General features: G+C 31.4%; 11 protein-coding genes. 8 read left to right on the plus strand and 3 right to left on the minus strand.

Annotated features, from left to right (window positions below; all coding sequences use genetic code 11):
* Positions 1-101: 101 nt before the first annotated feature.
* The 3 genes from der to H3N56_RS08140 are packed head-to-tail and all read right to left on the minus strand — an operon-like array spanning position 102 to position 4,781.
* Positions 102-1,418 carry a ribosome biogenesis GTPase Der gene (gene der / locus H3N56_RS08130; protein ID WP_185880697.1) on the minus strand — a complete coding sequence of 439 codons (1,317 nt, stop codon included), beginning with the start codon at positions 1,416-1,418 and terminating at the stop codon, positions 102-104.
* 11 nt (positions 1,419-1,429) lie between these two features.
* Positions 1,430-3,151: a YgiQ family radical SAM protein gene (locus tag H3N56_RS08135; RefSeq protein ID WP_185881102.1), complete on the minus strand. Its 1,722-nt coding sequence runs from the start codon at positions 3,149-3,151 to the stop codon at positions 1,430-1,432.
* Positions 3,152-3,167: 16 nt separating this feature from the next.
* Positions 3,168-4,781, minus strand: coding sequence for a putative manganese-dependent inorganic diphosphatase (locus H3N56_RS08140; protein ID WP_185880698.1), 1,614 nt, complete (start codon positions 4,779-4,781; stop codon positions 3,168-3,170).
* A gap of 96 nt (positions 4,782-4,877) precedes the next feature.
* On the opposite strand from H3N56_RS08140, the gene ligA reads away from it, so the two are divergent.
* The 8 genes from ligA to H3N56_RS08180 all read left to right on the plus strand — a co-directional run bounded on the left by ligA (position 4,878) and on the right by H3N56_RS08180 (position 15,479).
* The gene (ligA, locus tag H3N56_RS08145; RefSeq protein WP_185880699.1) at positions 4,878-6,863 is read left to right on the plus strand and encodes an NAD-dependent DNA ligase LigA; all 1,986 of its coding nucleotides are present in this window, start codon (positions 4,878-4,880) and stop codon (positions 6,861-6,863) included.
* A gap of 78 nt (positions 6,864-6,941) precedes the next feature.
* Positions 6,942-9,605, plus strand: coding sequence for a preprotein translocase subunit SecA (gene secA / locus H3N56_RS08150; RefSeq protein ID WP_185880700.1), 2,664 nt, complete (start codon positions 6,942-6,944; stop codon positions 9,603-9,605).
* 9 nt (positions 9,606-9,614) lie between these two features.
* Positions 9,615-10,343 (plus strand): hypothetical protein, encoded by a 729-nt coding sequence (locus H3N56_RS08155; RefSeq protein ID WP_185880701.1) that lies wholly within the window; start codon positions 9,615-9,617, stop codon positions 10,341-10,343.
* Between the two features lie 63 nt (positions 10,344-10,406).
* Entirely contained in the window at positions 10,407-11,240 is an 834-nt protein-coding gene (locus H3N56_RS08160) for a PHP domain-containing protein (protein WP_185880702.1), read from the plus strand.
* A 9-nt stretch (positions 11,241-11,249) separates the two neighbouring features.
* Positions 11,250-12,245, plus strand: coding sequence for an ADP-glyceromanno-heptose 6-epimerase (gene rfaD / locus H3N56_RS08165; RefSeq protein ID WP_185880703.1), 996 nt, complete (start codon positions 11,250-11,252; stop codon positions 12,243-12,245).
* A gap of 9 nt (positions 12,246-12,254) precedes the next feature.
* Entirely contained in the window at positions 12,255-13,061 is an 807-nt protein-coding gene (locus tag H3N56_RS08170) for an undecaprenyl-diphosphate phosphatase (protein WP_185880704.1), read from the plus strand.
* Positions 13,062-13,078: 17 nt separating this feature from the next.
* A complete protein-coding gene (locus H3N56_RS08175; protein WP_185880705.1) occupies positions 13,079-14,068 on the plus strand; it encodes a type IV pilus twitching motility protein PilT in 990 nt (329 codons plus the stop codon).
* A 10-nt stretch (positions 14,069-14,078) separates the two neighbouring features.
* On the plus strand, positions 14,079-15,479 hold the full coding sequence (locus H3N56_RS08180) for a coproporphyrinogen III oxidase (RefSeq protein ID WP_185880706.1): 1,401 nt from the start codon (positions 14,079-14,081) through the stop codon (positions 15,477-15,479).
* Positions 15,480-15,486 lie beyond the last annotated feature (7 nt).

Genomic DNA, 15,486 nt, shown 5'->3' on the forward strand with positions numbered 1-15,486 from the left:
AATAACTATACGAATATTATAGATTATTTGTGAAAATATTGCAATTATAAAAAATCCTCACAGAGAACACTTTAAAAGCATTCTTTATGAGGATAGTTCAATTAGTCGTGTTTCTTTTCAAATATTATATCAATTGGAGATCCTTCGAATCCGAATGACTCTCTAAGTTTATTCTCAATATATCTAGAGTATGAGAAGTGAATTAACTCTGGATAGTTACAGAATAATATGAATCTTGGTGGAGCAGTAGAGATTTGAGTAGCATAGTTAATTTTAACAATTCTACCTTTTCTAGTTGGTGGATTGTTCATAATAACAGCTTCTTTAATAACAGAGTTAAGAAGTCCAGTAGAAATTCTCTTGTTATACTCAGCATAAATCATTTCAGCATGCTCAAGAAGCTTTGTAGTTCTTTGACCAGTAAGTGCTGATACGAATTCAATTGGAGCATATGAAAGGAATGGAAGTTCTGCATGAAGCTCTTCTCTCATTTTTTTCATAGTGTCGTTTTGCTTATTTGGAATAGTATCCCATTTATTTACAACTATTATGATTGGCTTTTTCTCTTCGAAGGCAATTCCAGCGATTCTCTTATCTTGCTCAGTTAATCCTTCGCTTCCATCTAGAATCCAAAGACATACATCTGCTCTTTTGATAGTCTTAATAGCTCTTAAAACAGAGTAGTACTCTAAACTTTCTTCAACTTTTGATTTTCTTCTGATACCGGCAGTATCGATAAGAACATACTTATTTCCATCAAATTCTATAAGAGTATCTATAGCGTCTCTAGTTGTTCCAGCTATATCACTAACTATAGTTCTCTCTTCACCAGAAAGTCTATTAACAAGAGATGATTTTCCTGCATTAGGTCTTCCGATGATAGCAATTTTAAGTCCTTCTTCTTCCTCTGGCATTTCAACTTTTTCAACAAGGTCAACAACCATGTCAAGCATATCTCCAAGGTTTACTTTATGTTCTCCAGAAATTGGAATTAAGTAGTCAAATCCAAGTCCCCAGAAGTCATAAACGTCATCTTGTTGTGCTTGGAAGTTATCAATTTTATTAACACAAAGGATAATTGGCTTTTTCTTCTTTCTAAGAAGATAAGCAATTTCTTCGTCTAGAGGATTTAATCCTCCCTTTCCATCTACAACGAAAAGAATAACGTCAGCTTCGTTCATAGCAACCTCAGCTTGTTGTTTAATTTTAGTCATCATAAATTCGTTGTTTCTAGGCTCAAGCCCTCCCGTATCAACTAAAACAAACTCTTTACCGTTCCATTCTGTTTCTCTGTAAAGTCTATCTCTTGTAACCCCTGGTTGGTCATCAACAATGGCAACTCTATCTCCAACTAACTTGTTAAATAAAGTTGATTTTCCTACGTTTGGTCTTCCAACAATTGCAACAATAGGTTTCAATATAATCCCTCCTATCTTCTTTTATTATTTTTATCTGTTCCTAGTTTAGGAACGATGATATCTTTCTGTCTTTGTTTCTTTCCATTATCTTTTTCAACAAATAGCTTTTTCCCAGTAATAGGATCTTGCTCAGTATAATACATAAGTGTTGAATAAGTTGATGGAGTTGGAGTGAATATTTGAACCTGCTCTGGATTAACTTTCAGTTCTGCTGAAGCGAATCTTTTTAAATCAAGCATATCTTTTTCATCACATCCTGGGTGAGCAGCAATAAGATAGTAAGTCAGGAATTGTTTTTTTCCTAATTTATCATTTATTTTATAAAATCTATTTTTAAACTCTCTAAGAATAGATTTCCCCTGTTTACCCATATAACCTAATACTTTATCTTCTGTATGTTCTGGAGCTATTTTCATTTGCCCAGAAATGTGGTCCTTAATAAGTTCCTCCAGATAAATATTTCCACATTTATCATCGTCTAGAATAAGATCATATCTTATTCCTGAAGCTATAAATATTTTCTTTATTCCATCTAGTTTTTTAAGTTTTTTCAACAAACTAACTTGTTTAGTATGGTCAGGCTTTAGTACAGGACAACTTTCTGGATACATACATCTTTTATGTGCACAAGCACCAGATTTAAGTTTTTTAGAACATTCTATACCATACATATTAGCCGTTGGTCCACCTACATCAGAGATATAACCTTTGAAACCTTTAGAGGATATAATTTCCTCTGCTTCTTCAATAATGGAGCTTTCAGATCTTGAAATTACAGTTCTACCTTGATGAACGGCAATTGCACAAAAATTACATTCTCCATAGCATCCTCTATGAGTTGTGATAGAGTTTTTGATAGTATCCAAAGCTCTAACTTCTCCATCTTTTTTATAATATGGATGAACATCTCTTTCGAAATTCATATTATAGATATCATCCATCTCTTGAGGAGTGAAGTTTTCAGAAGGAGGATTTTGTACATAGTATCTATCCCCAGTTTTTTGACACAGTCCCTTAGCAGTGATAGGATCACAGTTTAAGTAAAAAGTCTCAAAAGACTTAATGAAGTTGTTCTTGTTTTCTACACATTCTTCATATGAAGGAAGCTCTAGATATCCTTTTTTAATTTCTTTAGAAATATAAGCTAAACCTCTTATACTTCTCCAGTCTTCGTCATTACTCATAGCATTTGCTAAAGCAAGCATTGACTTTTCACCCATTCCATATGAGAGGATATCAGCTTTAGCATCAAAAAGAATTGATCTTCTAAGAGAGTTACTCCAGAAATCATAATGTACAGTTCTTCTTAAACTTGCTTCGATACCACCTAATACTATAGGTTTACCACTATTTTTAAAAAATCTTTTAATAAGATTTGTATAAACCATAGATGCTCTGTCGGGTCTTCTGTTATTTTCAGCACCCGGTGTAAAATCGTCATTTTTTCTTCTTTTTTTAGTGGCTGTATAATTGGCAACCATCGAATCAACACATCCTGCAGATACTCCCCAGAAAAGTCTTGGTTCCCCTAAACGTGTAATATCGTTTGGACTGTTGACATCAGGTTGAGCTATTATTCCAACTTTAAATCCGTGTTTTGTCAGCCATTTTCCAATTATAGCAGAACCATTATATGAACTATCTATATAAGTATCACCAGAAACTAGAATAATATCTAATTGTTCCCATCCTAGTTTAATTAACTCATCTTTGGTTGTTGGTAAAAACATTATATCACCTAACTTTTTTTTAGATTCCTTGACTTGCAGCCATTAAGAAAGGCACTATTTGTTTCTTTCTAGAAACAACACCTTCTAACCAAGCTGTATTATTATCAAGTTTAACATTAAACGCTCTTTCAACAAGTGAAGGATGAGATCCTACAACTAATCCAAGGGAACCAGATTTTACAATATCAGTAATAACAAGGAAGAATAGGTTATATCCTCTTGAGTTATTAAGTTCATTCATAACAGCTTCTAGTTCAGATTTTTTAGCAAGTAATCCATTTACATCAACAGTGTTAACTTGAGCAATAGCAACTTTAAGTCCAGACATAGAAAACTCTTTCATATCAATATTTAGAATTTCCATTGGAGTTTTATCCCCAAGAGATGTACCAGCTATTAGCATGTCCATTCCATATTTTTCAAAGTTTTCAATTCCAGATATAACTGCTAATTCTTTTGCAGCTAAAATATCTTTTTCAGTGCAAGTTGGAGATTTGAATAATAGAGTATCTGAAAGTATAGCACTAAGTAGTAATCCAGCTACTTTCTTATTTGGAAGTAGACCAGCTTGTTTGTAAAGGTCTAAAACTATTGTACAACTGCATCCTACAGTTTCAGCATTAATTTTAACAGGCTCATCAGTTTCGAAGTTTCCAAACTTATGGTGATCTACAACTTGTAAAATTCTAGCATCATGAAGTCCATCAACTGATTGAGCTCTTTCATTATGGTCAACTAAAATAACTTTCTTTCTTGTAAAGTTAATCAGGTTTTTAGATCTGATTGTTCCATAGATTTGTCCCTCAGCAGTTAAAACTGGGAAGTTAGTTTGTTGAGATTCTTTCATGATATCTTTGATATCGTGTAAAAAGTCATCTGTCTTAAAGCTATAGAAATTATCATTTCCCATAATTGAAGATATAGAGATAGATTGACTTATAAGAGGAATAGTTTTAAATAAACTATAGTTAACTCTCATAATAGAGCATTCAGAACTTTCTCTAGAATCAATTATATCACTTTCTTCACAGCAGACAATTATAACTTTAGCTCCTAAATGAATAAGCTCATCAATTGTATCTATCATTGAAGTAGTAACAACAATATCACCAGGAGCAATTGTTGTTATTTCAGAAACTCCTTTTAAATTACCAGTTATTTTTCCTGTAGGATAAACTCCACTAATTATTTCTCCATTTAAAACTTCCTTAAGATTTTCATAAGTAGTATAATATTTAGAGAAAAGATCAGAATAGTCTATTCCTAGGTATGCATTTGCTATATCAGAAACATGAATCATTCCTTTTAAGTGATTATTTTTATCTACGACAGGTAAACTTGAAAAATGTTCATATGTCATAACGTTTAAAGCACTTTTTAAAGATTGTTCACATGAGATAACCTCTTTTTCAACATGCGTAAGATCAGAAATTTGAGCACTTACAGTTTTTAAAAGTTTTGGAGTTTCCATTCCGAAGTGGTTTAAGACAAATTCAGTTTCTTTACTGATTTCTCCCAATCTACAAGGAATAGCTGCTTCTCCAGTAAGGTTTTTAAGTTCTGCTAAAGAGATAGCCGAACATATAGAGTCAGTATCAGGATTTTTATGTCCAAAAATTAAAATAGGTTCCATCCTTAGGGACCTCCTTATTGTTTTAAAATCTACTAAGTATTTTATCATTTTTTTAAGAAATGAACAACATTATTATTAAATTTTTAGGAGTTGAAAATGAAAAATATTCAAGAAAGAATAAATGAACTAAGAAAACAGATAGAGAGATATAATTATTACTACTATGTAAAAAATGAAAGTTTAATCTCGGACGTTGAGTTTGACAAGCTTTTAAAGGAGTTAGAAGAGCTAGCTCCAGTTGAAAAAGTGGGCTCAAGTTTAAAGGACACTAAGTTTAAAAAAGTTCGTCACAGTAAGCCGATGTTAAGTCTTTCAAATAGCTATAATATCTCAGATATAAAAGCTTTTATGGATAGAGTTCAAAAGAGTGTAGATAAAGAAAAGGAACTAGATTATGTTTTAGAGGTTAAATTGGATGGATTATCAATTAGTATAATCTATGAAGATGGAAAACTTGTAAGGGGTATTACAAGAGGAGACGGAGAAGTTGGGGAAGATGTAACTGAAAACATACTAGCTATTGCATCTATTCCTAAATACTTAAAAGAGAATATAAGTTTAGAAGTTAGAGGAGAGATTGTTTTTCCACTTAGTAAATTTGAAAAATTGAATAAAGAAAGAGCAGAAAAAGGGGAAGAAATATTTGCAAACCCTAGGAATGCAGCGAGTGGAACTCTAAGACAAATAGATTCAGAAATCGTAAGAGAAAGAGAATTGGACGCATATTTTTATTTCTTAGTAGATGCTGAAAAGTACGATTTAAAAACACATAAACAGAGTTTAGAGTTTATAGAAAGTCTTGAACTAAAGACAACGGGAATATCTGAAATATTAAATGAAGAGAAAAAAATAGAAGAGAGAATAAAGTACTGGGAAGTAGAAAGAGAAAAATTAGATTACGAGACAGATGGGTTAGTTTTAAAATTAAATGAGCTAAGTTTATGGAACGAAGTTGGATATACTACGAAAAGTCCAAGATGGGCAATAGCATATAAGTTTCCCGCTAAACAAGTTACAACAAAGTTATTGGATATAACTTGGCAAGTTGGAAGAACGGGGAAAGTGACACCAGTTGCTGAACTAGAAGAAGTGGAATTATCTGGAAGTAGAGTAAAAAGAGCTAGTCTTCATAACTATGAAGAGATTCTAAGAAAAGATATCAGAGTCGGAGATAGAGTATTTATAGAAAAGGCAGCAGAGATTATTCCTCAGGTTGTTAAATCAGTTAAAGAAGTAAGAACTGGAGAGGAAAAGGAAATAACTATTCCAACGGTATGTCCAATATGTGGTACGCATTTAGAAAAGGAAAATGGACTGGTAGATTTGAAATGTCCTAATAAAGAATGCCCTGCAATTATCCAAGGGACAATTGAATATTTTGTATCAAGAGATGGAATGAACATCAGTGGTTTCGGAAGCAAAATAGTAGAGAAATTTTTAGAGCTGGGATTTATAAAGGATGTAGCAGATATATATAATTTAAAAAATCATAGAGAAGATTTAGAAAAAATAGATAAATTAGGACAAAAGAGTATTGAGAAAATTTTAGAATCTATAGAAAAAAGTAAAGAAAGAGAATATCCTAAAGTGCTTTATTCACTTGGAATGCCTCATGTTGGAAAATTTTTGGCTGGAATTTTATCTAAAATAAGTAAAAATATAGATGTATTATCAAAAATGAGTGTAGAAGAACTATTGGAAGTAGATGGGATTGGAGAAAAGGTCGCAAATTCTGTATATCAGTATTTTAAAAATCCAGATAATATAGAAAGAATAGAAAAATTAAAACATAACGGAGTAAAATTCTCATTAAAAGAAGCTGAAGTAAATGAAACTATTGAGAGCCTTCCTTTTGCTGGAAAAACTTTCTTATTTACTGGGAAATTAGAATCTTTTACAAGAGATGAAATAAAAGAGGTCATAGAGAAAAATGGAGGGACAAATTTATCTGGTGTAAGTAAAAAATTGGACTACTTAATCGTGGGGGAGGATGCTGGAAGTAAACTAAAAAAAGCACAAGAAATTGGAACTATAAAAATAGTTACAGAAAAAGAGTTTCTAAGTATGATAAAAGGCAAGTAGAATTGACTATCAAGCTTAATTGTGGTACCATAGATTTTGAGAAAATAACAAAAAATACGTATTCGAAAGGATGTTTAAATGGTAGGGGAAATACTAAAGAAAATATTTGGAACGAAGAATGATAGAGAGATAAAAAGAATCAGAAAAATTGTTGATGAAATCAATGCTTTAGAATTAAATATGGAGTCATTAACAGACGAGCAACTTCAGGGGAAAACAAATGAGTTTAAAATGCAATTAGCAGAAGGAAAACAGGTAGATGATATTCTAGTTGAAGCTTTTGCAGTTGTAAGAGAAGCATCGAAAAGAGTTTTAGGAATGAGACATTATGATGTTCAACTTGTTGGAGGAGTAGTTCTTCATGAAGGGAAAATAACAGAGATGAAAACTGGAGAAGGAAAAACTCTAGTTGCAACAGCTCCTGTTTATTTAAATGCCCTTACAGGAAAAGGAGTTCACGTTATAACAGTAAACGATTACCTAGCTCAAAGAGACCGTAATCAAATGTCTAGAGTATATGACTTCTTAGGACTTACATCAGGAGTTATAATAAATGGTATGACTACTGAAAATAGAAAGAAAGCTTATGACTCAGATATAACTTATGGAACAAATTCAGAGTTTGGATTTGACTATTTAAGAGATAATATGGTTAATAACATAGAGGAAAAAGTTCAGAAGAAACTTAACTTCTGTATAGTGGATGAGGTTGACTCTATATTAATAGATGAAGCTAGAACTCCATTAATTATTTCAGGAGCTGCGTCTGAATCTACAAAATGGTATCAAATTTTCTGCCAAGTTGCTTTTATGATGGATAGAAGTTTTGAAACAGAAGTAATAAAAGATGCTAAAAAGAAAAAAGAAATGAATATCCCTGATGAAAAGTGGGGAGATTATGAGGTTGATGAAAAATCAAGAAATATAGTTCTTACAGATAAGGGAGTTAAAAAAGTTGAAGATGTACTAAAACTTGATAACTTATATTCTCCAGAAAATGTAGAATTAACTCATTACTTGAATCAAGCTCTTAAAGCTAAAGAATTATTTGTAAGAGATAGAGACTACCTAATCAGAGAAGGTGAAGTAGTAATAATAGATGAGTTTACTGGAAGAGCGATGGATGGAAGAAGATACTCAGATGGACTTCATCAAGCTATAGAAGCTAAAGAGGGGGTAAATGTTGCAGGAGAGAATCAAACTCTAGCATCTATAACTCTACAAAACTATTTTAGAATGTATGAAAAGCTTTCTGGAATGACGGGAACTGCCGAGACAGAAGCTGCAGAATTTGTTCACACATATGGTCTTGGAGTTGTAGTTATACCAACAAATAGACCGGTTCAAAGAACTGACTTCCCAGATTTAGTTTATAAAACTGAAAAAGAAAAAATAGATGCAATAATAAATAGAATAGAAAACTTACATAAAAAAGGTCAACCAGTTCTTGTAGGAACTATATCTATAAAAAGTTCTGAAGAACTTTCAGATTTATTAAAAGCTAGAAAAATTCCTCATAGTGTATTAAATGCAAAACAGCATGAGAAGGAAGCTGAAATAGTTGCTCAAGCAGGAAGATACGCAGCAGTAACTATTGCAACAAACATGGCAGGTAGAGGAACTGATATAATGCTTGGAGGAAATCCGGAGGCAAGAGCTATTGCAGAAGCTGGATCAAGAGAAGCTGAGAACTACGAAGAAGTTCATAAAAAAATGAAGTTAGAATGTGAAGCTGAAAAACAACATGTTATAGAAGCTGGAGGATTATTCATACTTGGAACTGAAAGACATGAATCTAGAAGAATAGATAATCAGCTTAGAGGAAGATCTGGTAGACAGGGAGATCCAGGAGCATCAGAGTTTTACTTATCTCTTGAAGATGATTTAATGAGACTATTTGGTTCTGACAGAGTTAAAACTGTTATGGAAAAGCTAGGATTACCAGAAGGAGAACCTATAACTCATGGAATGATATCTAAAGCTATAGAAAATGCTCAGAAAAAAGTTGAATCTAGAAACTTTGGAATTAGAAAAAATCTTCTTGAGTTTGACGATGTTATGAATAAACAAAGGGAAGCTATTTATGCAAGTAGAAATGAAGCTCTTACTAAAGATGATTTACAAGAAACAATCATAAATATGTTAAGAGATAGTATTGATGGAATAGTTGTAGAGAGATTCCTTGGAGAGTATAAAGAAGAGTGGGATATTCAAGGTGTTGCAGAAGTAGTTTTAGAAAAATATGACTATGAGATTAAGGACCTAGACGAATATAAATCTATGTCTGTAGAGGAGTATGCTGAAGTACTTTTCAATAGAGTTTTAGAAAAATACAAAGAAAAAGAACTTGAATTAGGTAGCGAACTGATGAGAAAGATAGAAAAGTATGTTCTATTTGAAGTAGTAGATGCTAGATGGAGAGAACACTTAAAAGCTCTAGATGCTTTAAGAGAGGGAATTTATCTTAGATCATACGGACAAAAAGATCCAGTTGTTGAATATAAATTAATATCTGGAGATATGTATTCTAGAATGTTATCAACTATAAAAGAAGAAACAACATCTTATATGTTTAAAGTAGTTGTAAAAAATCCAGAAGACGAGCTTGAATTAGAAGGAGAAGCAGTTGAAAATATTGCTTATAACGAAAATCAAGTTGAGGATTCTCAAGATGGAGATTTTGAACAGGTTTGTAATTGTGGAAGTGGAAAAAAATACAGCAAATGTTGTGGAAGAGTTTAGGAGGGGAAGATGAAAAAACTAGCTATTTTAATTTGTTTAGCTGCTCTTATTGGGTGTAGTTCATTTAAATCAAAAGAGGATATAATAACTAAGTACAATATAAATCAAGAATCAGCTAAAAATTGGGATAAAACTATTCCAACAGTTGTAAAGCAAGAGTCTTTAATTGAAGACTGGTACGGTGCTGAAGAAGTTTTATTTTTCCTTAGAAAATCAGGAAAAGTTGATGAAAAAGATGTTGATTTCTTAACTTCTCTAAAAACGAAAGATATAACTCCAGAGGATCAAGAGAAGTTTAATGATTTATTAGTTAAAATTGTTGGTAAATTAGATAGAGAATTTTATCTGAATGATGAAAATATAAAAGATCCAAAAGGTCTTGTGGAAAAAATGGTAAAAGAGTCTAACTTAAGAATGGCTAACCCTTCAAACCACATTGCAAAAGAGGTTGCTACTGAAAAAGAGTGGGCTCAAATAGTGGAATTTTCAAAGCAAAAAGATTTAAGTGAAAAAGATGTAAAAAAACTTAGAAAGTTACTTAATAACTTTATAAAAAGAGATGAGTTTTTCAATTCGAAAAGTTGGTATAATAGAGAAATCTCTGGTAGAACTTTAGAAATTGTTGAAATCTATAAAAAAGGTGATAAAACAAAACTTGAAAAAAATAATCTAAATGCAAAAGGGCTTTATATTGCTTATCCTGAATATTTCTCAAAGCTTGAGAAGTGGGACGACTAACAAAATTAATTAAAACAAAAGGCGTCTTTTTATTAAGACGCCTTTTTTAAAGGTGGTGTTAATTTGAGTAAAAGTTATGATTTGCATACACATACAGTAGCGTCGGATGGGACATTTACATCTATTGAATTGCTGGATAAAGCTAAACAAAATTTAGTTAAAGGAATTGCAATAACTGACCATGATACTATTGATGGTTTGGAGCAAGCTGAATCTTATGCTAAGAAAATAGGGGTAGAACTCATTCCTGGGATAGAGCTATCATGTTATATGGGAGATTATGAAATTCATATTTTAGGATATTTTGTAAACTATAAAGATGAAAATTTTTTAAAAGAACTAAAAATATTAGATGATTTAAGAACAGAGAGAAATCTGAAAATTATAGAGAAATTAGCAAAATATAATATTAAAATAAATATGACCGAATTGAAAAAGGAAGCAACTGGAAGTATAATAAGTAAAGCTCATATAGCGAATTTGCTAGTAAAAAAAGGAATTGTTTACACAAGAAGAGAGGCTTTTAGCCAATATTTAGGGCAACACGGGGTTGCATATGTAAAAAAAGCAAGTTCTAGACCAGAGGATGCCATAAGAATCTTAAAAGATAATGGAGCAGTAGTAGTGCTGGCTCATCCTAAATTAATAAGTTCAAATGATAGAATAGTTGAAGGTATTATAAAAGATTTGAAAAAAGTAGGATTAGATGGAATAGAGGCTGAATATAGTAGTTTTACACCGGAAGATGTGATAAAATACAGAAAAATAGCTTTGGATTATGATTTGGCGATAACAGGTGGATCTGATTTTCATGGTGGAAATAGAGAGGGTGTCGACATTGGAGATTCAGGTATAACTATAGAAGAATTCCAAGAATTAAAAAATAGAAAAAAGTAGGAGGAAATAATGATTATAGTAACTGGAGCAGCTGGATTCATAGCAAGTGCTTTTATTTGGAAATTAAATGAGATGGGAATAAACGATATATTAGCAGTGGATAAATTAAGAACAGAAGATAAATGGTTAAATCTTAGAAAAAGAGATTATGCTGATTGGTGCGATAGAGATGAGCTGTTTGATTGGTTAGCTATTCCAGAAAATGCTGAAAAAGTAACTGGAGTTTTACATATGGGGGCAATTTCTGCAACTACTGAGAAAGATGGAGATCTTCTTATGAAGAATAACTATGAGTATAGCAAAAAACTTTGGAATTTCTGTACAGAAAGAAATATAAATTATGTATATGCTTCATCTGCAGCTACTTATGGTGCTGGAGAGCAAGGGTATAACGATGAAGTATCACCAGAAGAGTTAAAAAAATTATTACCATTAAATAAATATGGGTATTCAAAAAAATATTTTGATGATTGGGCATTCAAACAAAAAAATCATCCTAAACAATGGGTAGGAGTAAAATTCTTCAATGTTTATGGACCTCAAGAGTATCATAAAGGAAGAATGGCTTCGATGGTATTCCATACATTTAATCAGTATCTGAAAGATGGAGGAGTTAAACTATTTAAATCACATAAAGACGGATATAAAGATGGCGAGCAGTTAAGAGACTTCGTATATATAAAAGACGTAGTGGATGTACTTGCATTTTTCATGTTTGAAAAAGTTCAGTCTGGAGTTTATAATTTGGGTACAGGTACAGCAAGAAGTTTCCATGATTTGTCATTAGAGACAATTAGATATGCTGCCAATAATCAGAATATAAAAACAGAAGATGTAATAGAGTTTGTTCCAATGCCTGAGGATTTAAGAGGAAAGTACCAGTATTTCACAGAAGCTAGTATGGATAAACTTAAAAAAGCTGGTTATAATAAAAAGTTTTATTCTTTAGAGGAGGGAGTTAAAGATTATGTTAGCTACCTTACTAAAGAAGATCCTTACTTATAGGGGGAAAGAATGAATCCCTTTTTATTAGTTATTATTTTAGCAGTGGTTGAAGGATTAACAGAGTTTGTTCCAGTAAGTAGTACAGGACATATGATACTTGTAGAAAAATTTATAAACTCTCCATATGTAACAAAAAAATTTATGGATAGTTTTTTAGTAATAATCCAATTTGGAGCTATACTTTCAGTAGTACTTTATTTTTGGAAAGATTTAACTCCATTTGTAAAAACTAAAAAAGAATTTTCTGATAAGATGGAACTTTGGAGCAAAATAATAGTTGGAGTTTTACCTGCTGGAGTAATAGGGCTTTTAGCGGACGACTATATAGAGGCATATTTTATGGATAATACTAAAATAATTGCAGCGATGCTTATTATATACGGTCTAATATTCATATTTATAGATAAGAAAATAGAAAATAAAGCGACAGTGACATCACTAAAACAACTAAGTTATAAATTAGCTTTTACAATTGGATTTTTTCAATGTTTAGCGATGATACCAGGAACTTCTAGATCAGGAGCAACAATAATTGGGGCTTTATTATTAGGACTTTCTAGAGGAGTTGCAGCAGAATACTCGTTTTTTCTTGCAATTCCAACTATGGCTGGGGCAACATTACTGAAAATTTTAAAAAATGGTCTTACTTTTAATACTCAAGAATGGCAACTTTTAGGGCTTGGAACAATAGTTTCTTTTGTAGTTGCTTATGTGGTAATTAAATGGTTTATGGGATATATAAAAACGAAAACTTTTAAAGTGTTTGGAATTTATAGAGTAATATTAGGAATTTTAGTTCTACTTCTTATGAGATAACAATTTTAGGAGGAGATATGGAGAAATTATCTTTGAAAGATGTATTTAAAGAGGCATCCAGATTAAAAGCTTCCGATATACATTTATTGCATGGTGAGATGGTTCTGTTTAGAATAGATGGAGTTCTAAAAAGGATAGATCAGTTTGAAATTGTCAAATCATGTGATGTAGAGAAGATAATTTTTCCATTTTTTGATTTAAAACAAAATTATAGTTTTGAGCAGAAAAAAGAATTAGATTTTTCATTTGGACTAGAAGGTCTAGGAAGATATAGAGGGAATCTACATAGAGTAGCTAAAGGGAATATATCGCTGGTTGTAAGAGTCTTACCTGAGATTATTCCAGATCTATTATCTTTGGGATTACCAAAAGAAATAGTTAGTTTTTCTGAATTTAAAAACGGATTAATTTTAATAACGGGAAGCACTGGAAGCGGTAAGTCTACAACACTTTCAGCTTTGGTTGATAGGATTAATTCTGAAAGAGCTTTAAATATAATTACAGTGGAAGACCCTATTGAGTATGTTTATAAAAATAAACTTGGAATAATAAAACAAAAAGAAGTTGGAACTGATGTTGAGTCATTTAATAGTGCTTTAAAGAATATTTTAAGACAAGATCCAGATATAATTGTTGTCGGAGAGTTACGGGATAAAGAGAGTATGGAGATGGCTATAAAAGCTTCAGAGACAGGTCATTTAGTGATATCAACACTTCATACAAATGGAGCTGTCGAAACTATTGAAAGAATAGTTAGTGAGTTTCCACAAGAAAAAGTTACAGGATTATGTAAAAGGTTATCTTCTAATCTAAGAGGGATAATTTCACAGGAATTAATATTGAATAGCTCAAATGAAAGAGTTCTACTGTATGAAATTCTTGTAGTAAATAATGCCGTTAAAAATTTAATTGGAACGGGAAATTTTAATCAAATATATTCTGTAATGGAAAGTGGTTCAAAATACGGAATGATAACAAAAGAGCAGTGTCTAAAGAGGATGCGTTAAGGAGGAAAAGTTGGTATTGAAATCAAATTTCCCATTAAGAGAAAAAAGTATAATAGAATTTATAAGGATTCTATTACCTGAAGCAGTTGATAAAGATATAGAGATTGTTTCTAGTGAAAACGATGGGAAAATAAAAATAGAGGTTCAAATAGATGGCAAAATTGGAATTCAAGAAATAAAAAATTACGAAAATGTCATAGAGGACCAAAAAGTAATAATGACAAAAACAGCACTTTTAAAAGCATATAATAAAAAATACCCTTGGGGTGGATTAATTGGTGTGAGACCATCAAAAATGACTAGAAAATTATTTTTAATGGGATTTTTAAAAGATGAGGTTAAAGAGATTTTAACTGAATTATATTTAGTGACAAAAGAAAAGATAGAGCTGATTTTAGAGGTTTTAGAAACTGAAGAAAAACTTTTAAATAAAGAAGCTATGAACTTGTATATAGGAATACCATTTTGTCCTTCAAAATGTAAATACTGTTCATTTGCATCTTACGAAATAAATAGTGCTTTAGGTAAGTATTATCCTGGATTCGTAGAAACATTATTAAAAGAGATAGAAATTATAGGGGATTATTCTAGCAAAAGAGAGTTTAAATATGAATCTCTATATATAGGTGGTGGAACCCCTAGTACTCTAACAGAAGAGGATACAGTAAGAGTTTTGGAGACTATTCATAAATATATAGATACCTCTAATTTGAAAGAATTTACTTTTGAAGCTGGAAGAGAAGATAGTATAACAACTAAAAAACTTGAAATTTTAAAAAGATATGGTGTCGATAGAGTAAGTTTAAATCCACAAACTTTTAATGAGGTTACTCTGGGTAACTTGAATAGAAAATTTAACAGAGAGAATTTTGATAAGGTTTATTCAGAAATTAAAGAAATAGGATTTATATTAAACATGGATATAATACTGGGACTTCCGGGTGAAGGAGTTTCTGATATTTTATCAACTCTTAATGAACTAGAAAAATACGATATTGAAAATTTAACAATTCATTCGCTTGCTCTGAAAAAAGGGTCCAATTTATATAGAGAGAGTTTTGAAGAGTCAGATGTTGATAGAATAACTATAGAAAATAGAATTAAAAAATTAGTTGAGAACAAAGGAATGCATCCGTATTATATGTACAGACAAAAGAATAGTTTGGATTGGGGAGAGAATGTAGGATACTCAAAACCTGGATTTGAATCTAGATTCAATATAGAAATGATAGAGGAAAATCAGTCTACTATGGGACTGGGTGGAGGAGCTATAAGTAAAACTGTAGTTTATGAAACTGAAGTATTAGATCAAATAACAAGACTAGTAAATCCAAAAGATCCAGCTCTTTATATTAGAGAAATGGTAGAAAGAAATGACACAAAGATGAAGCTATTTGATGATGTAAAATAGGAGAAAT

Source organism: Cetobacterium sp. 2A (genome assembly GCF_014250685.1).
GTDB lineage: Bacteria > Fusobacteriota > Fusobacteriia > Fusobacteriales > Fusobacteriaceae > Cetobacterium.